This is a genomic window from Gracilibacillus salitolerans (assembly GCF_009650095.1).
GTDB lineage: Bacteria > Bacillota > Bacilli > Bacillales > Amphibacillaceae > Gracilibacillus > Gracilibacillus salitolerans.
Genome location: NZ_CP045915.1, coordinates 4,504,012 through 4,525,095, shown reverse-complemented (window position 1 = coordinate 4,525,095; position 21,084 = coordinate 4,504,012). Strand labels below are relative to the sequence as shown.

General features: G+C 37.6%; 14 protein-coding genes, 1 pseudogene and 1 riboswitch. Of the genes and pseudogenes, 11 read left to right on the top strand and 4 right to left on the bottom strand.

Annotated elements, in window-relative coordinates:
* Nucleotides 1-282 precede the first annotated feature (282 nt).
* A complete protein-coding gene (locus GI584_RS21290; RefSeq protein WP_153792549.1) occupies nt 283-1,953 on the bottom strand; it encodes a PLP-dependent aspartate aminotransferase family protein in 1,671 nt (556 codons plus the stop codon).
* Between the two features lie 226 nt (nt 1,954-2,179).
* Nucleotides 2,180-2,291, bottom strand: a riboswitch (SAM riboswitch).
* A gap of 301 nt (nt 2,292-2,592) precedes the next feature.
* On the opposite strand from GI584_RS21290, the gene GI584_RS21285 reads away from it, so the two are divergent.
* The 5 genes and pseudogenes from GI584_RS21285 (at nt 2,593) to GI584_RS21265 (ending at nt 9,553) form a co-directional block, all read left to right on the top strand.
* Complete coding sequence (locus GI584_RS21285; RefSeq protein WP_100358888.1) at nt 2,593-3,048, top strand: Hsp20/alpha crystallin family protein; 456 nt, start codon at nt 2,593-2,595, stop codon at nt 3,046-3,048.
* An 82-nt stretch (nt 3,049-3,130) separates the two neighbouring features.
* A complete protein-coding gene (cls, locus tag GI584_RS21280) occupies nt 3,131-4,573 on the top strand; it encodes a cardiolipin synthase (RefSeq protein ID WP_100358889.1) in 1,443 nt (480 codons plus the stop codon).
* A 623-nt stretch (nt 4,574-5,196) separates the two neighbouring features.
* Nucleotides 5,197-7,080: an ABC-F family ATP-binding cassette domain-containing protein gene (locus GI584_RS21275; protein ID WP_153792548.1), complete on the top strand. Its 1,884-nt coding sequence runs from the start codon at nt 5,197-5,199 to the stop codon at nt 7,078-7,080.
* A complete protein-coding gene (locus tag GI584_RS21270; RefSeq protein ID WP_153792547.1) occupies nt 7,080-8,318 on the top strand; it encodes an aminopeptidase in 1,239 nt (412 codons plus the stop codon). Before GI584_RS21275 ends, GI584_RS21270 begins: the two co-directional genes overlap by 1 nt.
* A gap of 113 nt (nt 8,319-8,431) precedes the next feature.
* Nucleotides 8,432-9,553: pseudogene (locus GI584_RS21265) on the top strand (IS3 family transposase).
* Nucleotides 9,554-9,649: 96 nt separating this feature from the next.
* Here GI584_RS21265 and recQ read toward each other — a convergent pair.
* The gene (gene recQ / locus GI584_RS21260) at nt 9,650-11,422 is read right to left on the bottom strand and encodes a DNA helicase RecQ (RefSeq protein WP_153792546.1); all 1,773 of its coding nucleotides are present in this window, start codon (nt 11,420-11,422) and stop codon (nt 9,650-9,652) included.
* A gap of 249 nt (nt 11,423-11,671) precedes the next feature.
* Here recQ and GI584_RS21255 point away from each other — a divergent pair, with 249 nt between their 5' ends.
* Nucleotides 11,672-13,519 carry a cation:proton antiporter gene (locus GI584_RS21255; protein ID WP_153792545.1) on the top strand — a complete coding sequence of 616 codons (1,848 nt, stop codon included), beginning with the start codon at nt 11,672-11,674 and terminating at the stop codon, nt 13,517-13,519.
* Nucleotides 13,520-13,531: 12 nt separating this feature from the next.
* Here the strand turns inward: GI584_RS21255 and GI584_RS21250 are convergent, their stop codons facing one another.
* Nucleotides 13,532-13,714 carry an SE1832 family protein gene (locus tag GI584_RS21250; protein ID WP_153792544.1) on the bottom strand — a complete coding sequence of 61 codons (183 nt, stop codon included), beginning with the start codon at nt 13,712-13,714 and terminating at the stop codon, nt 13,532-13,534.
* A gap of 319 nt (nt 13,715-14,033) precedes the next feature.
* On the opposite strand from GI584_RS21250, the gene GI584_RS21245 reads away from it, so the two are divergent.
* The 4 genes from GI584_RS21245 (at nt 14,034) to GI584_RS21230 (ending at nt 17,805) form a co-directional block, all read left to right on the top strand.
* On the top strand, nt 14,034-14,603 hold the full coding sequence (locus GI584_RS21245) for a TRAP transporter small permease (protein WP_100358895.1): 570 nt from the start codon (nt 14,034-14,036) through the stop codon (nt 14,601-14,603).
* A gap of 28 nt (nt 14,604-14,631) precedes the next feature.
* A complete protein-coding gene (locus GI584_RS21240; protein WP_100358896.1) occupies nt 14,632-15,903 on the top strand; it encodes a TRAP transporter large permease in 1,272 nt (423 codons plus the stop codon).
* Between the two features lie 64 nt (nt 15,904-15,967).
* Nucleotides 15,968-17,086 (top strand): TRAP transporter substrate-binding protein DctP, encoded by a 1,119-nt coding sequence (gene dctP, locus GI584_RS21235; protein WP_153792543.1) that lies wholly within the window; start codon nt 15,968-15,970, stop codon nt 17,084-17,086.
* A 200-nt stretch (nt 17,087-17,286) separates the two neighbouring features.
* Nucleotides 17,287-17,805 (top strand): GNAT family N-acetyltransferase, encoded by a 519-nt coding sequence (locus GI584_RS21230; protein ID WP_153792542.1) that lies wholly within the window; start codon nt 17,287-17,289, stop codon nt 17,803-17,805.
* Nucleotides 17,806-17,930: 125 nt separating this feature from the next.
* Here GI584_RS21230 and GI584_RS21225 read toward each other — a convergent pair whose 3' ends face one another.
* The gene (locus GI584_RS21225) at nt 17,931-19,037 is read right to left on the bottom strand and encodes an AI-2E family transporter (protein ID WP_153792541.1); all 1,107 of its coding nucleotides are present in this window, start codon (nt 19,035-19,037) and stop codon (nt 17,931-17,933) included.
* 197 nt (nt 19,038-19,234) lie between these two features.
* Here GI584_RS21225 and GI584_RS21220 point away from each other — a divergent pair, with 197 nt between their 5' ends.
* On the top strand, nt 19,235-20,953 hold the full coding sequence (locus GI584_RS21220; RefSeq protein ID WP_153792540.1) for a phospho-sugar mutase: 1,719 nt from the start codon (nt 19,235-19,237) through the stop codon (nt 20,951-20,953).
* Nucleotides 20,954-21,084: the final 131 nt, after the last annotated feature.

Below are 21,084 nucleotides of genomic sequence, written 5' to 3'. Positions count from 1 at the left end.
TTATAGTCTTAAGGCGAGATGAATACGTCTCTTCACGAAATAAGTGGAGATTTCTTGCCGCCAACCTAAGGACTTAATTCTCATGTGTTTAATCAATATGCAATTCAATGGCTGAAAATGCTTGTTTTGTATAATGATATGTATTGTATCACACCTAAGAATTTATGGTAAATAGGAAAATATGCTGTAAACATAATAAGACCGCAAACCATTAAAAGGTCTGCGGTCTTATGTATATATATTTATCTTGGGGAGATAAATAACGATAGTCAGGGAGAAAGATTATTCTCCACGGCGTAAGCGATCTGCTTCTTGGAACGGACATTTATCTTTAACAACAATTTGTCCGTTTGCTTCCGCCTTATCTTTAGTTGGAGTATCTGTTTGCTCTTTGGCAAACCAGACAATTTTTGCTTTATCAGTATATGCATTTGCTGCTTCCTTGCTATCGGTGATGAATAAAATATCAATCTCACCTTCTGCAGCATTTGCTGGAGTTATTTGATAACCTAATTTTTGCAATTTACTTAGTGCTTCGGAACCTTCCAAGTCACCTGCTACCGCAATTGTTTTCGGACGGATTTCTCCATTTTCTCGAGCAAGTGGGGAAGAAAGTGCCCATGCAATTGCTTTATCAGTATCCGGTTGGACGGTTGCTTCACTGTTTGTTGCTTTCGCAATCGCCTGATCCAGGTCTGCGATAATATCTTCCGCCGTTTCAATCCCGACAGACAAACGAATTAATTCTTCTGTAACTCCAGAATCTTTTAATTCATCTTCATTTAGCTGTTGGTGTGTAGTCGATGCAGGGTGAATAATTAATGATTTCGCATCTCCAACATTGGCCACATGGGACCATAAATGAATATTATCTATCACCTGACGACCTGCTTCTTTACCACCCTTTATACCAAAGACGATAATAGAGCCAAAATGGTTACACAAATATTTTTTTGCTAATTGGTGAGAAGGGTGATTTTCAAGACCAGGATAAGAAACCCATTCAACTTGTGGATGGCTTTCTAAGTAATTTGCTACTGCTTTCGTGTTCTCGCTATGACGCTCCATCCGTAGATGTAACGTCTCCAATCCTTGTAAGAAATAAAATGCATTTTGCGGACTTAAGGATGGACCGATATCTCGTAATAATTGTACACGTAATTTAATGGCAAATGCAGGTGGTCCAATATCAATCCCAAAACGGATACCATGATAAGTATCATCTGGTTCGGTGAATCCAGGAAATCTTTCGTTATTCCAATTAAACCTGCCACTATCTACTACAATTCCCCCGATCGATGTACCATGGCCACCAATCCATTTCGTTGCGGAGTGCACAACGATATCAGCACCCCAGCTAATTGGTTTACATACATATGGGGTAGCGAAGGTATTATCAATAATTAGTGGTACGCCTTGTTCGTGTGCAATATCAGCCACGGCTTCAATATCAAATACATTCAGACTTGGGTTTGTGATTACTTCACCAAAAACTGCTTTTGTTTTTGGAGTAATGGCAGCTCGGAAATTTTCCGGATCTGTTCCATCCACAAATTTTACATCAATACCGTATTTAGGTAAGGTTTTATTAAATAAATTGAAAGTACCGCCATATAAGTTACTGTCTGCAACAATTTCATCCCCGGCATTGGCGAGGTTTAAAATAGCTAATGTAATAGCAGATGCACCAGATGCTGTACCGACAGCTGCTACCCCATCTTCTAAAAGGGCAATGCGTTGTTCGAATGCATCAACAGTCGGATTCATAATTCGAGAATAAATATTACCCATTTCTGCTAGAGCAAATAAATTTTGGGCGTGCTCCGTATCATTAAATACATAAGAAGTTGTCTGATAGATCGGAACGGCACGAGCATTTGTTGTAGGGTCTACTTGTTGTCCACCGTGTAATAGATTTGTTTCACTACCTGGAAATTGGAACGAATTTGTCATTATGTACCCTCCTCAATAAAATTAGAAAAGCGCAAGCGTCCGTTTAGCGACGTATGGACTAGACTGAACCGTAGGAGATAAAGGAAACACGATTTGCTAAAAGCGAATCGATGTTGACTTATCGTACGGTGGTGAAGGAAGTCTCACTAGTCGTTGGACGCTGGAGCTAGACAAAAAACCTCTTCTTAACGAAAGTAAGAAGAGGTTGAAAATACTAGTTGTCCTCCTCTTATCTTTCAGGTAAAACCTGTAGGATTTAGCACCATTTCAATTTGGTGTTCAAACTGATGGTTGCCGGGCTTCATTGGGCCTATTCCCTCTGCCGCTCTAGATAAGAGTTGCTGCTTATGCAATTGAATTGTCCTTATTATAAGTTATATATTGGAAATCGTCAACAAAAAATCAGAATATTAATAATATTTAACATCAGGATCATTTATTGCCCAGGTGCATAAAATAAAGTGGAGAATTTTATCACGGAGAACGAACGCCTTGTAAGCCCCCCACTTCAAGACATAGGAGAACCAAAAAATAAGTGTGGTGTAACAAGCGTTGTTATCCTGTTCATTTTTGCTAACCACCAGATGGATGAAGAAAATCTCAATGGAATTCTTATTTTATGAAAAAGGAGTGAGCCATATGCCACAAAAAGGCGGAATGCCAGAATGGGGAGAAGATTTAGTTAAGAAGTTAGATGCCTTTCTCTACGAAAAACCAACACGGAACGTTATGGAAACGATCGATAGTTTTTTTGAGCAAGCAAAAGTACCGAAACAAATCCCTGTTGATGTTGCAGAAACCGAGCAGGAATGGATTGTCCGTGTCGATTTGCCAGGTCTTAAAAAAGAGCAAATACAATTACGTATAGTTGGTAATCAAATTACAGTTATGGTAGATCATCTTGAGGAAACCAAACAATACGATGAATCGTATCATTATTACCATAAAGAGAGAAGGCAGCATCGCAACCAGCGCACCATTACATTGCCATATGCAGTTGATAAAAGAACAGCCAAGGCAAGCTTTCAAAATGGGGTATTAGAAATTAGAGGTCCTAAAACGGAAAAGGATAATGGTTCGATTACGATCGACTAAGCTGATAGCGATTGCTATTAGCTTGGTCATAATTATGCTATATTAATAGGGTGTAAGGTGTCAGAAGAAGGGAGGGCTTCATGTGGAGATTACACAACTAATCATAACCTTTATCTTGGTTTTCAATATTCTTTTATCTCTAACCATTATCTTTTTAGAGCGCAAAAATGCAACTGCTACATGGGCTTGGATTATGGTATTGACGTTCATCCCGATTATTGGATTTATTTTATATCTTATTTTTGGTCGGAAATTAAGTAATAAAACGATCTTTACATGGGATACCAAAAGCAAGTTAGGTGTCAAAACTGCGGTACAGCATCAATTACGTGATATTGAAAATGGAGATTTTTTTGTTAATGATCCAAGAATGTACCAATATAAGGATTTATTTTACCTGCATTTACGTAATAATGATGCAATCTTCTCACAGGATAATGAAGTCAACATATTCACGGATGGAAATCGAAAGTTCAACTCTTTATTGGAGGATATCGAAAATGCAACAGACCATATTCATTTACTATATTACATAGTACGGTCCGATCATCTCGGTTCACGCTTAGCAGATGCGTTGATCAAAAAGGCAAAAGAAGGAGTTGAAGTTCGTTTTTTATATGACGATTTAGGTTCCCGGACGTTAAGCAGAAAGATGGTTCGAAAAATGCGTCATGCAGGCGCAGAGGTCGAAGGGTTTTTCCCACCATTGATTCCGAAAGTTAATTTTAAAATTAATCACCGTAATCACCGCAAGCTGGTTATTATTGATGGCAAAATCGGCTATATCGGTGGTTTTAATATTGGTGATGAATATTTAGGGGAAGACAAGCGTTTCGGTTATTGGCGTGATACACATTTGCGCATTACCGGTAGTGCGGTGAAGCATTTGCAGACACGATTTATTCTGGATTGGAATCAGGCATCCCGTCATGATATTGAATATGATGAACGTTATTATACACCTGTTCCCGCTGGTAATGTCGGTATGCAAATTATTTCAAGTGGTCCGGATTCTGAGTGGGAACAGATAAAACACGGCTATATTAAGATGATTATGTCAGCAAAAGATTACATCTTTATTCAAACGCCGTATTTTATCCCAGATGAAAGTCTGTTGGATGCATTGAAGATTGCCTGCTTGTCAGGCGTGGATGTCCGGATTATGATTCCGAATAAGCCAGATCATCCCTTTGTCTATTGGGCAACGTATTCGTATATCGGTGAAATGTTAAAAGCGGGGGCAACCGTTTATATTTATCAAAAAGGTTTCCTGCATGCTAAAATGATAGTAGTCGATAGTAAAATAGCGTCGATTGGAACGGCGAATATTGATGTTCGAAGTTTTCGTCTTAACTTCGAGGTGAATGCCTTTTTATATAATGAAACGATGGCAGAAATGCTGGTCGATGAATTTGAAAAAGATATGGAGCACGTAACCAATCTTACCTATTCTTTATATCAGCAACGTTCCGTATGGATTCGCTTCAAAGAGTCTATTGCAAGATTGATTTCACCGATTTTGTAGTAAGTCGGTTGTACTATATGCCTAAATTGGGAGATAAACTTTTATACAAAAGAAAATTATTGTACAAAAAACATAAACTGCGAAGTAACTTTTGTGTTCCTTCCTCCCATTCTATTTGAGATGAGTGCTAGTCCGACGCTGCGGAAAAATACTCCCTTTCCGTGGGGAACGCTTCAGCCTCCTCGCGAGCAAAGAACGCTCACTGCGGGGTCTTCAGACTGTTCCTTTCCCACAGGAGTGTCGCATTTTTCCGTAGCTTTGAATAGTGTTCTAATAAAGTGATAGAAAGTTCCAAGAATATAGTTCCATAAAAGTCCATTTCTTTCAACAATCAGAACTCCAAAATTAGCGGAGGCAGAATACGGAGACTCCTGTGGGAACTCACGCGAGCTGAAGATCCACTAGGTAAAGTGACTTTCTTTACCTAGTTAGCTGAAGCCGTGCCCGCGGAAAGCGCAGTATTCTGCCGAAGCGGTATTCCAGCACTCACTATAAAAGAATGGAAGAAAGCATCACTCTGAAAATTTTCATTAGTTCGCAGTTTTTATCTACTACGAATCAGATGAATTATGAAAGAACGTGCAGGCTTGATCAGTTTTTCTTAATTAGAAAGGATAGATATAATGCGCACGATAAAAGTAGAGGATCTATTCAAAACATATGGTGAAAAAGTATTGTTTGACGGGATTTCGTTTTCGATTACAGACAGCGATCGTATCGGTTTAATCGGAGTTAATGGTACGGGGAAATCTACCTTACTAAAAGTATTAGCAGAAATCGACCAAGCAGAAGCTGGAACGATGGATCATCCAAATGATTATCGGATAGAATATTTAGATCAGGACCCACAGCTAATAGATGGAGACACTGTATTGAACCAGATATATTATGGTGATGCTAAGGTGATGGTCACCTTACGACAATACGAATCAGCTGTGTTAGCTTTGGAAAAAGATCCCGAGAATGTAGCCATGCAAAATCAACTATTAAAAATCCAGGAACAAATGGATCAGATAGAAGCATGGGACGCAATGACCGTTGCCAAAACGATCTTAACGAAATTAGGCGTCCCAGCGTTTGACCAAAAAACGGAAAATCTCTCTGGTGGACAACGCAAACGTGTAGCAATTGCTAAAGCTTTGATCCAACCGGCAGATTTACTCATACTGGATGAACCGACCAACCATCTCGACAACGATACAATCGAATGGCTCGAAGAATATTTGCCAACTTATCAAGGTGCGTTATTGCTTGTTACGCACGATCGTTATTTTCTCAATCACATTACCAACCGTATTTTTGAGTTGGATAAGGGTAACTTATATACATATGAAGGGAATTATCAAACCTTTTTAGAACAAAAAGCATTGCGGGAAGAACAAGAATTCCAAGCAGAGCAAAAGCATAACAATATCCTGAAAAAAGAAATTGCCTGGCTCAAAGCAGGTGTGAAGGCGAGGACAACGAAACAAAAAGCACGCATCGATCGAGTCGAGCAAATGAAGGAGAAAACCTTTGATACGAAAAAACAGGATCTTAGCTTTCAAATTGGTTCTACACGTCTCGGTAAAAAAGTCATGGAAATAAAAGGATTAGGTAAAGCATATGATGGTAAAGCATTATTTAAGGATTTTGATTTTCTCATCAAACCTGGTGACAGACTCGGTATTGTAGGTGCTAATGGTAGTGGGAAAACGACATTGTTAAATATTTTAGCTGGTCGCGTCGAACCGGATACAGGTACTATCGACATTGGTGAAACCGTGAAAATTGGCTATTACACACAAGATCACCCACCACTCGATGATGCTGTCAAAGTAATTGACCTTGTCCGTGATGTAGCTGAGGTGGTACACACTATAGATGGTAGTGTCATTACAGCAGAACAAATGCTGGAACGATTCTTATTTCCAAGGCCACAACAATGGACATATGTCAGGAAGTTATCAGGTGGCGAACGTAGAAGACTATATTTATTAACCGTACTAATGCGAGAGCCTAATGTGTTATTTCTGGACGAGCCAACCAACGACTTAGATACAGAAACACTAGCAGTGCTTGAAGACTATTTAGAGCAATTCCCTGGTGTGGTCATCACGGTGTCCCATGATCGCTATTTTCTGGACAAAACCGTCGAACAGATTATTGCATTTACTGGAAGCGAAAACTTAACTCTTTTTTATGGCAATTATTCCGAATTCCGTGAACAGCAAAAAGAATCAGAGGATAAACAAATCAAGACGACTTCGAAGCAAAAACCGAAGCGCAAAAAGAAAAAACTATCTTATCATGAACAAAAAGAATGGGATACGATTGAAGATGAAATAACAGAGTTGGAAACAGATCTTGAGCAAATTGCAACAGAAATTGCAGAAGCAGGCAGTGATATTGGTAAGATTCAGCCATTATATAATAAGCAAAGTGAAGTTGAACAACAATTGGAAGGAAAAATGGAAAGATGGGAAGAACTATCCCTTTTAATGGAAGAACTGAAGGAGGAATCATAATGGCAGAGAAACAACTACAGGAGAAATATGCAGAACTCGCGTTAAAGACAGGTGTCAACTTACAGGAAGGGCAAGCATTAGTAATTAATTCCTCAATAGAGGGAGCAGAATTTACGAGAATTGTTGCCCGTAAAGCCTATGAAATGGGTGCTAAAAATGTCCATATTAATTGGTCAGATGATGAGCTTACCTATTTGAAATTTAACTATGCATCAGAAGAAGTGTTAACTGATATACCGGAATGGCAAGTGGCAAAATATTTAGATTTTGCTAAGGATGGTGCGGCGTTATTATCGATTCGCTCCACAAATCCGGATTTACTAAAAGATATTGATCCTAGTAAAGTTGCAAAAGCAAACAAAGCTAGTGGGGAAGCAATGAAGGAATTCCGTCAATATACGATGAATGACCGTATCCCGTGGTCGATTATTTCGATTCCAACTGGTGACTGGGCACAAAAAATCTTTCCGGATAAATCGAAAGAAGATGCAATCGAGAGCTTATGGGCAGAAATTTTTAAGATCGTCCGTGTTGATCAAGAAGATCCTGTTGCTGCATGGGATGACCATAACAATACCTTAAAGAAAGCACGTGAATACTTAAATAAAAAATCTTACAAAGCGTTGATTTTTAAATCAGAAGGTACAGATATCCGCTTCGAATTACCAGAAGGTCATGTCTGGAAGGGTGGTTCTGCAAAATCACCAAATGGTAACAGCTTTAACCCGAATATGCCAACAGAAGAAGTGTTTACTTTACCTCATAAATACAAAGTGGATGGTAAAGTAACAGCCACAAAGCCACTTGTATATGGCGGTAATATGATTGATGGTTTCAGTGTAACGTTTAAAGATGGGAAAGTTGTCGATTTTGAAGCAGACAAAGGCTATGACACATTAAAACATTTACTGGATACAGATGAAGGTGCGACAAGACTGGGAGAATTGGCATTAGTCCCACATGCATCCCCTATTTCACAATCAGGCTTGATTTTCTATAACACCTTATTTGATGAAAATGCGTCCTGTCATATCGCATTAGGAAAAGCCTATCCAACTAATCTTGAAGGCGGATCAGACATGAACGAGGATGAACTAGACAAACATGGAGTAAATGATAGCTTGACTCATGTCGATTTCATGATCGGCTCAGCAGACTTAGATATTGACGGCGAAACTGAGGACGGGGAAAAAGAACCCGTATTCCGTCAAGGAGCATGGGCAATCAGCTTTGATTAATGAAAAGAAAGAACTCTCGTTTGAAGTGAGGAGACCTAATTAAATGAGACAGAGGAAAAAGCACCCCCAGAGTCGTATATAAAAATTAACGACTTTTAGGAGGTGCTTTTCTCATGGGGGAAAAGAAAAATGTTTATTCTGAAGAAGTGAAACGTAGAGTCATTGAAATGAAGTTGTCTAAAAAATATACAAATAAACAGATTATGAAAAAGTTTGGAATCCGTAGCGTAAGTCAAATTAAAAGATGGATGAAATGGTTTCGAGATGGAGAAGAACATCGGTTGTCACAACCCATCGGTAAACAATATTCCTTTGGAAAAGGGCCTGAAGAACTAAACGAAGTAGATCAGTTAAAAAGGCAAATCAGACATCTAGAAATCCAAAATGAAATCTTAAAAAAGTACCAGGAAATCGAAAGGAGTTGGTACCAGAGATAGTTATAGAACTAGTAGAGTCGTTAAAGGAAGTTTATACTGTATCGATGATTTGTGATTGTATCAGAGTTCCTAGGTCCACTTACTATCGTTGGGCTCAAAAGTCGTGGGAGCCAACAGAACTAGAACAACTTATTATTGATATTTGTAAATCCCTACATTACAGAGTAGGACACCGAATGGTTAAAAAGTTACTTAAAGAGGAACACAACATTTCTGTGAACAGACTTACTGAAACCAAAGAGAAAATCGAACATCGCCGGTGAAAGTAAATGCGTCGTTCCTAATTTATTGGAACAAAATTTCAAGGCAGATAGACCAAATCAAAAGTGGGTTACTGATATTACTTACTTGCCTTTTGGGGAATCAATGATGTATTTATCAACCATTATGGATTTGTATAATAACGAAATTGTCGCTTATCGAGTGAGTCATAACCAAGAAGAAGAATTAGTGCTAGAAACACTGAAAGCAGCTTGTAATGGACGTGAAACAAAGGGATTAATTCTTCATAGTGATCAAGGGGCTCAATACACATCCTACGCTTTTCAAGAATTAGCTGAAGAAAAAGGCATTATCACAAGCATGTCCCGGAAAGGTAATTGCTTTGATAATGCCGTCATTGAATCCTTCCACTCCACCATAAAGTCGGAAGAATTCTACACACATCAAAAGATGCGTCTTACAAATTCCATTGTACTAGAAAAAGTGGAATTGTACATGTATTATTACAACTATATACGACCATTTTCAAAATTAAACTGCCTTTCTCCTGTTCAATTCAGGGCAAAGGCAGCCTAGGTGCTTTTTCTTGTCTCATATTACTAGGTCAGTTCAAAGACGGGAGTTCTTTTACTAGAAAGTGTCCAGTAATTCATAAAAAGTGTCCAGTAAAGTCTAGGCTTTTTCCAAAAAGCACTCCAAAAACACTTCACCATATTGTTCGAACTTGCGCTCACCAACACCATGAATCTGTAACATTTCGTATTTCGATTTCGGCTTAATAACAGACATCTCGCGTAAGCTTTTATCAGAAAAGATGACATAAGGAGGCACAGCTTGCTGATCTGCCAATGACTTTCGCAATTTCCGTAAGTGTTCAAACATTTCCATATCGTATTCAACAACTTCTTTCGTCTTCACTTTAGCTGCCTGTACATATACTTTTTCTTCTCCTGTTAAAACAGATACAGCCCGCTTGCTTAGGCGTAGGATGGGGTAGCGCCCGCCTTCAGATACTAGAAAATCCTCTGCTACTAAAAATTGAATAAAGGAAACTAGTTCTTTCTCGGTCATTTCTTTCAGCAGTCCATACGTGGATAGTCGGTCAAAGCGAAATTGCTTTACTTTTTTGTCATTGGATCCTTTTAAAACCTTTGCTACTAAACTGGCTCCGAATCGCTCATCCATCCGTTTGACACAAGATAGTACCTTTTGTGCTTCCTTTGTGCGGTCGACTTTCCCTAAATCACTGTCACAGTTAGAGCAACTGCCACATGCTTCTGTTGAAGAAATCGTATCATTAAAATAACGGAGAATATATTGTTGCAGACATTGATCGGTATGGCAATAATTGATCATTGCCTGTAATTTGTCATATTCGCCCTTCTTTTTTTCCTCATCCATCATTTCTGACTGATCAATTAAATACTTTTGTAAGGTAATATCCTGACCGGAAAAAAGAATCACACATTGACTTGGCTCACCATCTCGTCCTGCGCGTCCAGCCTCTTGATAATAACTTTCTAGGTTCTTTGGCAAGGCATAGTGGAGCACATAGCGGACGTTGGACTTATCAATCCCCATCCCGAATGCATTGGTAGCTACCATCACTTGTGCATTATCATAAATAAAATCATTTTGTGCTTCTTTTCGAGCTTCTTCTGACATACCCGCATGATACTTTCTGACAGAAAATCCTTTTTCCTGTAACAAAAAATATAGCTGATCGACTTGTTTCCGTGTTATCGCATAAATAATTCCGGTGTCATCCTGATGTGCCTTTAAATAATCCATTACATATCCTTGACGATCATGTCCCTTTACAACCTGGAACATTAGATTGTTACGTGCAAAGCCAGTATTAACAACAGCATTATCTTCTACATCGAGCAGTTGTTGTAAATCACGAATCACTTCAGTAGTTGCTGTTGCTGTTAATCCAATTAGTACAGGGCGATTCCGTAATTGATTCACGGCTTGGACAACGGTACGATAACTAGGGCGGAAATCGTGTCCCCATTGTGAAATACAGTGTGCTTCATCAAAAGCAATCAATGACACATTCAACGAATTAATGGCATCAAAAAAAGCATTGGAATCAAACCGTTCCGGTGCTACATAGACAAAGCTGTATTCTCCATTACGAATCTCAGCTAATCGGCTGAATTGCTCTTCCGTTGTTAGGGAACTGTTAATGTAGGTAGCAGTAACACCTAAAGAATGAAGGGCGTCCACCTGGTCTTTCATTAAGGAGATAAGTGGGGAGATCACGATAGTAATCCCATCTTGTGCAAGCCCGGGAATTTGATAACAGATTGATTTCCCTCCGCCAGTAGGCATAATAGCTAACGTGTTTTCTTGATGGAGGATTTGGTTCACAATTTTTTCTTGTCCAGGTCGGAAAGCATCATAACCGAAATATTTTTTTAATAAATCCAATGTACTCATAAAATATCATCCTTTTAATAAACTCATTGTTAGCATAACATTTTTTAACTATGATACATATTAGCAAAACTTAGCTTAAAGGTGTTACTGTTGGCGATATTCATTGTTATACGCACACTATCATCCACAAAGAAAAAAGTTTGAAATAAAAATATTTACATCCAACCTATTAACCTTTAAAATAATGCTAGCTTCTGATGAAATTAATGAATGTAAATATAGATAAAAGATGGAAGGTAAAGGGGGATAATGATGGACTCATTATTATTAATACTTATGCTTATTGCTGTGCTTGGTGTTGGCTCGCAGTGGGTAGCCTGGAAATTTCGATTGCCAGCGATCGTCGTGATGTCGATAGCAGGTTTACTTGCGGGACCGATATTCGGACTGATGAATCCAGAGGAAGCTTTTGGTGATTTGTATCGCCCATTTATTTCCATAGCTGTGGCGATTATTCTTTTTGAAGGAAGCTTGAATCTGAATTTTAAAGAAGTAAAAGGGTTAGGAAAGCCGGTCTTTCGCATTGTTACATGGGGAGCCTTTCTGGCTTGGATTTTCGGATCGTTAACTGCCCATTATGTAGCGGGATTATCTTGGGCAGTTGCATTTGTCATCGGTGGTATCTTTATTGTAACAGGTCCTACTGTTATTTTACCACTGTTAAGGCAATCAAAATTAAAACCAACACCAGCAAAAATTTTAAAATGGGAAGGGATTGTCGTCGACCCATTTGGTGCCTTATTAGCTGTCTTTGCGTTTGAATTCATTTTATTCTTGTTAGCTGATGGAAGGGATGCAACAGCTTTATTGTTTTTCTTACTAGCATCATTATTTGCCGTGGTGCTTGGCGTTGTATTTGGAAAAGTGACCGGGTGGATGTTTGAGTCAGGGCATATTCCAGAGTTTCTAAAGTCACCTGCTGTTTTCGCATTGGTTATTGCTTGCTTTATCATAGCGGATGAAGTGAAACATGAAACAGGTTTATTAGCAGTAACCGCAATGGGGATGACACTGGCGAATCTTGGTATATCTTCAATTAGGGATATGCGGCATTTTAAAGAAAATATCTCGATTCTTTTAATATCAACAGTGTTTATTCTCTTAACTTCGTCGCTGACAATGGACACATTAATGGATGTTTTCCAACCAGCAATTATTGGATATGTATTATTAATGCTGTTTGTCGTCCGTCCACTATCCATTTTCTTATCGACGGTTAAATCTGGTTTATCGTTGCAAGAGAAAACATTGGTTGGCTGGATTGCACCACGAGGTATTGTTGCTTTAACAGTAGCAAGTTATTTTGCAACAATTCTGGCAGATGAAGGTTTTGCAGGTGCTTCACTTGTCACACCTTTAACCTTTGCATTAGTATTCTCAACGGTTATTGTCCATGGTTTTTCAATTGGCTGGCTAGCGAAAAAACTAAACCTTTCATCAGAAGGAAATCCAGGTGTGTTAATTGTCGGTTCCAATCGTTTTACTAACGCATTAGCAAAGACGATGAAGGAATTAGGTATTCCAGCAGTTGTTGTTGACTCATCGTGGGATCGTCTTAACGGTGCCAGAAAAGCAGGGATTCAGCATAACCATTGTGAAATTTTATCAGAGCAAACAGAATATACGATGGATTTCACACCTTATGATTATTTGTTAACAGCGACTGAGTATGATTCCTATAATGCCTTAGTATGTTCTACATTCTTGCCTGAGTTTGGTCGAAAGAATGTGTTCCGTTTACCAAAACAAAATCATAGCGGAGATCATTTAGTCGATATTGATCATACGATCGGTGGAAGAGAAGTGTTTACACCAACAGAAGGTATCGAGGAGTTGAAATACAAATTAAAGAGTGGTTATGTTTTACGAAAAACCTCGTTAACAGAGCGTTATTTATATGAAGATTATATGCGAGATCGCGAACAGGAAACAGTGCTGTTATTCGTGTTAAAGCAATCCAAACAAATTGAATTCTTTACAGAAGATTTAGAAACTACAGCAACAGCTGGGGATACGATTGTCAGCTTAACACCACCAAGTAAAGAATTTAATAAAATCAAGGAAAAATTAGAAGAAAAGCGAAATGGAAAAAGCTAGCAACAGAGGTTGCTAGCTTTTTTGCTTCTGTAACTGCTGACGAAGAGAGGAGATTTTTTCAGCCAATCGTTCTAATTCTTTTTCGTTATATTCCGAATTTCCGCCAACATATGCTAGTTTCTCAAGGTCAGCGGACAGTCTTGTATAGTCAGCTTTCATATCTTCTATTTCTGCTTCGATTTCTTTTTTATTCATAATTCTCACTCCAATTATAAATATAATCTTCTTTGTTAAGCCTAAATCAGTTATAGAAAATAGGCAAGTTACATGCAAAAATATACATTAATTACCATAAAAATGAAATAGTTGTACCATTTTTAAAGTATATCGAATTATTTATGAGCAAATGACATTATATATCCATTAATGCCGAACATTTTTTTTATACACGATTATTTGTGGTTTAATTGATCTCAATCAGGGTATAGTAAATTTGTGAAAGCTGCAACAATTTTGTATTATTAAATGTAGTATAAATTCGGTGGCCTTTTATACAAGAGGAGGAAGGAAAACGTTGAAAGTATTTCAATGGATAGACAACATTATGATGAAGTTGGAGGAATTTATCCTCAGCTTTGCCATTATATTAATTTCCATCATGATCGTTGGTAATGTAATAGCACGTGAGGTGTTTAACTCAGGAGCATTTTACTTTGCTTATGAAGTTAGTAAATTTGCAATAGTTATTGCAACATTCATGGGTATAGCATACGCAGCAAGAAAAGGGCGTCATATCAGTATGTCCGCATTCTACGACTTTGCACCTTTCAAAGTACGCAAAATAATGATGATAACTATAAACTTTATTACTGCAATCATAATGTTTTTAATGGCGTATTACTCCTACAGTTTCGTAATGTTTGAGTACAATACGGGAGCGATTACAACCTCATTAGAACTTCCAAGATATCTAATGGCCGTATTTATTCCAATCGGATTCTTAACAGCAGGTATCCAATTCTTACGTAATACGTACGTTAACTTTACAGCTAAAGCAAAAGATAAAGTTTATTTAGGTATTGATGCAGTAGATTACAATGATGAAGAGAAAAAAGATGTAAAGTTGGAAGATTTATCTGTATAAACGATAAAAGAGTAGAGAGGAAAAGTCTATGTTAACGACATTATTATCGATAATGATTATATTATTGCTGCTAAATTTCCCAATGATGATACCTTTGATTTTAGCACCAGTTGCCGTTATGTTAATTTATAATCCAAATTTAAATATGGATTTGTTAATGAAACAGCTACTGACAGGTATTGAATCACCGGTATTATTATGTGTTCCTTTATTTATATTTGCAGCAGACATAATGACATCTGGAAAAACCTCAAACAGACTGTTGGATTTTATCGGTGCGTTTGTTGGGCATATCCGAGGCGGTTATGCTGTTACAACTGCGGCAGCGTGTACACTTTTCGGGGCTATTTCCGGATCAACACAGGCTACAGTTGTAGCTATCGGTCGACCGATGAGAGAAAGGTTATTGAAAATTGGTTATAAAGATTCAAGTGCAATGGCATTAATCATTAACTCAAGTGATGCTGCACTCCTGGTACCTCCGAGTATCGGAATGATTATCTACGCACTTGCAGCTGGTTCAGGTGTATCTGTCGGTGATCTATTTATTGCAGGTATTATACCTGGTCTTATGGTGTTTTTAGCGTTTGCCCTTTATAGTGTAATCTATGCAAAGGTTAAAAATATTCCATTAGCAGAAAGAGTATCATGGCCAGACAGATTTAAGTTTTTCAGAAAATCTTTATTACCACTTGGTTTCCCGGTTATTATCATCGGTGGTATTTATTTAGGTTATTTTACTCCGGTAGAAGCATCTGGTATTTCAGTATTATATGCCATTATCTTAGAAGTATTAATATTTAAAACTATTCCGTGGAAAAAGCTACCTAGTATCGCTCTTTCAACTGGATTAGTTACATCAGCTGTATTTATTTTAGTGGCTGGTGGACAATTATTTACTTGGGTACTGGGTTATGCCCGTATACCGCAACAAATAACCGAAACAGTATTAGGATCAGATCCGAGTGCAGTATACGTATTAGTAATTGTTAGTATATTTTTCTTTGTAGGATGTATGTTCGTAGATCCTATTGTAGTTATTTTAATTTTAACACCGATTTTTGCTCCGGCAGCAGAAGCAGCGGGTGTAGATTTAATTCATCTAGGAATCATTATTACTTTCCAAGCAGCACTTGGTTCAGCAACACCACCATTTGGTGTCGATATCTTTACCGCCAGTGCCGTGTTCAAAAAACCATACTTAGAAGTCATCAAGAGTACACCACCATATATTATCATGTTACTGATTATAGGAGTTTTATTAATTGTGTTCCCACAATTATCATTGATATTAATTTAAGTTATTAAAGTGTGCTAACATATTTAGCCGCTTAATATAAAATAATACAAATTTATAGGGGGTAATGGTCATTTTTAACAAAAAGTATTTCATTATGCTACTCTCCATTTTAACACTTAGCTTTTTACTAGTGGCGTGTGGTGGAGACGATGAAGAAGGAACGGATGAAGGCAACACAGGCGAAGAAGATACAGGAGAAGGAAGCGAAGATGCTGCGGGAGACTTTGAAGAAGATAGCTGGCAATTCGTAACAGAAGAACTTCAAGGTGAGGTTCAATACGAATATGCAGCAGAGTTTGCTAATCGTATTAGTGAAAAAACTGGGGGAGCTATCACTGTAGAGCCGTTAGAATATGGTTCACTAGGTAGTAGTGTTGACCAGGCACAATTACTACAACAAGGTGGCGTTCAGCTAGCTGCTATGTCACCAGGTTTTACAGGTGGCCAAGTACAAGACGGTCAGATTTTCTCCCTTCACTATTTCTTCCCATCTGACCAGGAACAAGTTCAGGAAATATTAACAAATAGTGAAGCATTAAACCAGGATTTACGAGCAAAATATGAAGAACACAGCATTTCACCACTTTCTTACTGGACAGAAGGTGAAATGGCATGGACAAGTAATGTCGGTATCGAGTCACCTTCTGATTGGGAAGGACTTAATATGCGTGTGCAAGAATCACCTCTAATGCGTGAATCATATGATGCATATGGCGCAACTGTTCAAGCTTTAGACTGGGGTGAGCTTTACACAGCATTAGACCGTGAAACAGTTGACGCTCAGGAAAACCCAATTTTCTTTATCGAGTCAGCAAGTTTCCATGAAGTACAAGACACTGTAACGATTTCTCACCATAATAACTATGTAGCAATGACTACAGCTAACACTGAATGGTATAATGGTCTAGACGAAAATGTGAAACAAGTAGTAGATGAGACTGTAGAAGAAATGCAAGAATGGGTATTTGAGGAGCAGTTGAGCCAGAATGAAGCTGGTTTGGAAGCTATCGAAGCTGACACAGATAACCCAACAGAAATCATTGAACTAGATGAAGATCAAATTGCTGAATTTAGAGAGGTTGCTGAACCAGTACACCAATACTATCGTGATGAAGTAGAAGGTATCGATCAGGCAATCTTCGATAAACTTCAAGAAGAAATTGCAGAAGTAATGGGCGAATAATTTCATCCAAAAAAAGTCTTAGCGAAATGCTAAGGCTTTTTTTATGGAAAGGTATCTATAAACTAAAAATGTCTAAAATTTGAATTCGCTTTCATTGACTGGATATGAATTACACAATATAATTGAATTATCTGCAATTAAATTTGCTTTAGATTTTAAGAGTAATATTTAATTAATAAAACTGTAAGGGAGAGGATTAAGTGAAGACCAGTATTAGGAAATGTACGCTGGAAGATTTACAATTGTTACAAGACATAGGAACAGAAACGTATAATGAAACTTACAGTCATTTAAACACACCTGAAAATATTCATGAATATTTAGAAACAGCCTTCAATACAGAACAACTTACGAAAGAGTTATCAAATCCATCCTCAACATTTTTATTCCAATATGTAGACAACATGCTAACAGGTTACTTAAAAGTAAATGAAGGAAAAGCCCAAACATACGAAATAGGTGATAATGCCCTGGAAATTGAACGTATTTATGTGAAGAATACTTTCCATGAAAAAGGATTAGGTAAATTATTACTGCAAACAGGGATTGATATTGCAAGAGAGAGGAATAAAAGTGAGATTTGGTTAGGGATATGGCGCAAAAACAAAAATGCGATTGATTTTCATCAAAAGATGGGATTTGAAAAGAGAGGCGATTACTCTATCTTTATAGGGGATGAAGAACAAAATAATTATATTATGGTCAAGCATTTACAGTAAGAGTAAAATCAATCACATCATCAAGCGAAATTGTCTTATGTTTTTTAATATAAGGTAACTAAGGCTTTCGCCAACATAAGTGGCGAAAAGCCATGGTATCTTATACTATCGACTACCCTTCATTTTTAAAATAAATCGGGATCTTCCTCTGGTTGTTTTTTCTTCCACTCACGATAGAAATGCGCAATAATCGTTTTGACAACCGCATAAGCAGGAATAATGAACAATAATCCTAAAAATCCTGCGATACCCCCAGCTGCTAAAATCAAGGTAATGACCGTTAACGGATGAATGGATAATGCCCTTCCCATTACATTTGGTGAGATAAGGTTACTTTCAATCTGTTGCGCTACTATCATCACAATTGCTGCCCATAAAGCCATAATCGGCTCTTGAAAGAACCCAACGATAATAGCAGGAATTGCTGATAAAAACGGACCCAAGAATGGAATGAAATTCATTAACAAACCGAACAGTGCTAAGGACAAGGAGTAATCCAGGTCAATGATCAAATAACCGATATAAAGCATTGCCCCGACACAAACACTTACGATAAACTGTCCTTGGATAAATGATGCCAACGTATGATTAATGTTTGTAGTTAAAGTTTTAAAACTTTTTGCCTTTTTAGGGCTTAGAACTTTTGAAATAAATGGCACAAATTTATATCCATCCTTTAACATAAAGAAAAGGAAGAACGGGATTAAGAAAAAGGCAAAAACAAAACTGAAAATTTGACCGATCACTCCGATAATGCTGGACGTAATTGTTTCTGCATATTGGTTGAAGTTATCCATTACATTTTGGATCGTATTTTCAAATTGTGGTGGTATAATGTTTTGATTTTCCTGCCACATTTCAAAAAGTCTTTCTGCATTGTCTACCATTTTCGGGATACTATCCACAAAGTTTGAAAATTGTCTTTGTACAACAGGAGCAACGAAGTTAATAATAATCGTAATCAATAACATGATTAAGAGAAATACAATAAACGTACCTGCAATTCGCGGTACTTTCTTTTTTTCTAACCAATTAACGATAGGATTTGTAATATAAAAAATAATCCCTGCTCCGATGATAGGAACCGCAATGGCGGTCAGATAAGCACCGACAGGTTCAAATATAAACTTGGTTAAAGAAAGAAGATAAATTAACGTGAAAATAAGTATAAATGTTAAGAGAATCCGTATGCTCTTTTTTTCAAACAAAAGTGCCACAACCTTTTCTGTCATTATTCATTAATTCTATTCTATCATATAAAATGGAAAAAATGGTATTTGGATGATAGTAGAATAGTTAAAAATGAGATACAATATTTTTCATGAAACTTGAAGACAACACTCTCTATAATGGTAGAGATAACAATAGAAACGATAGAAAGACTATGCTAGTATAGAAATATAGAATGTTGAATGAAGGGGGAAATCGCATGTCTTGGCAAGATACATTAAAGAAATGGACATCGTTTACAGCATTTGATGAAGATTTATTACAACAATTAAATGAACTGTCCAAAAATGAGAAGGAGTTAGAAGATTCCTTTTATAAGAATTTAACCTTTGGTACAGGTGGAATGCGTGGTATGCTGGGGCCTGGAACCAATCGAATGAATATCTATACCGTTCGTAAAGCAGTGGAAGGATTAGCTAATTACATAACAAAAAATATAGATAATGCACATAACAGAGGGGTTGTCATAGCATATGACTCCCGCTATATGTCACAGGAATTTGCAGTGGAAGTGGCAAGGGTTTTAGGCGCACACAATATTAAAGCATATGTATTTGAATCATTACGCCCGACACCATTACTTTCATTTGCGGTCCGACATTTAAAGACAGCTGCCGGTATCATGATTACAGCTAGTCATAATCCACCTGAATATAATGGTTTTAAAGTATATAACGAGGATGGCGGACAAGTGCCATTAAAAGAAGCTGCTGCCATTATTGAAGAGGTAAATAAGATCGAAGATGAATTACAAGTTACCGTAAAAAGCAAGGAAGAAGTTGAAAATGCTGATCTCTTGGAATGGGTTGGCGAAGAAGTGGACAATGCTTATCTCCAGGAGCTGAAGACCATTCAAAAGCAAACAGAAGAAAATAGCGTGAATATTGTCTTTACACCTTTGCACGGAACGGCACACGATCTTGTATTAAAAGGGTTAGCTCAAATTGGCTATCATAATGTACATGTCGTGAAAGAACAAGCGAAACCGGATCCGGAATTTTCGACAGTGCAGTCACCAAACCCTGAAGAGCACCAGGCGTTTAAAATGGCAATCGAACAAGGGAAAGCAATCGATGCAGATATTTTAATTGGAACAGATCCGGATGCAGACCGTTTAGGTGTGGCTGTTAAAGATGGAAAGGGATCCTATCAGGTATTAAGCGGTAATCAGCTGGGCTCTCTGTTATTAGATTACACATTATCACATTTGAATGATAAGAAACTCGAGAATGGACAAGTAATTAAGACGATTGTGACTACGGAAATGGGACGAGCAATTGGTTCTTATTATGATGTCGATACAATAGATACGTTAACCGGCTTCAAATTTATCGGAGAAAAAATAAAACAATTTGAATCGGATGAAAGACAGTTCCTTTTTGGTTATGAAGAAAGCTATGGGTATTTAATTGGAGATTTCGTCCGCGATAAAGACGCAGTACAAGCAGCAGTTGCAGCGTGTGAAATGGCGAATTTCTGGAAAGCGAAAGGAAAGACATTATTAGAAGCGTTAGATTCATTATACGAACGGCACGGTTATTACTTAGAAGGTATGAAATCATTAACACTAAAAGGTAAAGATGGTGCAGAACAAATTGCTACAATTATGGAAGATATCCGTAAAAATCCATTTACACAATTAGGTGGACTACAAGTGGTCGCTATAGAGGATTATCAAAGCAGTAAGCGTCAGTTACCAGTTGAGGCGACACAAGTGGACATTAAGTTACCAAAGGAGAACGTCATGAAATTTTTATTAGAAAATGACGCATGGGTATGTTTCCGTCCTTCCGGTACAGAACCTAAAATTAAAAGCTATTTCGGTGTTAAAACCGATGATGCAAACCAGAGTAAATCCCTTTTACAAAACATTCAAACAGAAGTAGAGGAAAGAATAAACAAAATTATCGATGCATAATGAAGAGGAAAAAGAAGAACCTAATGCTATCACTGCGATGGTATAGGTTCTTTTTGATTTGTAAAGATTGACAGAAAGTTAAAAAAGACTTATAGTTATAACATACATAAAGGGGAGTAGCTGTTACAGTA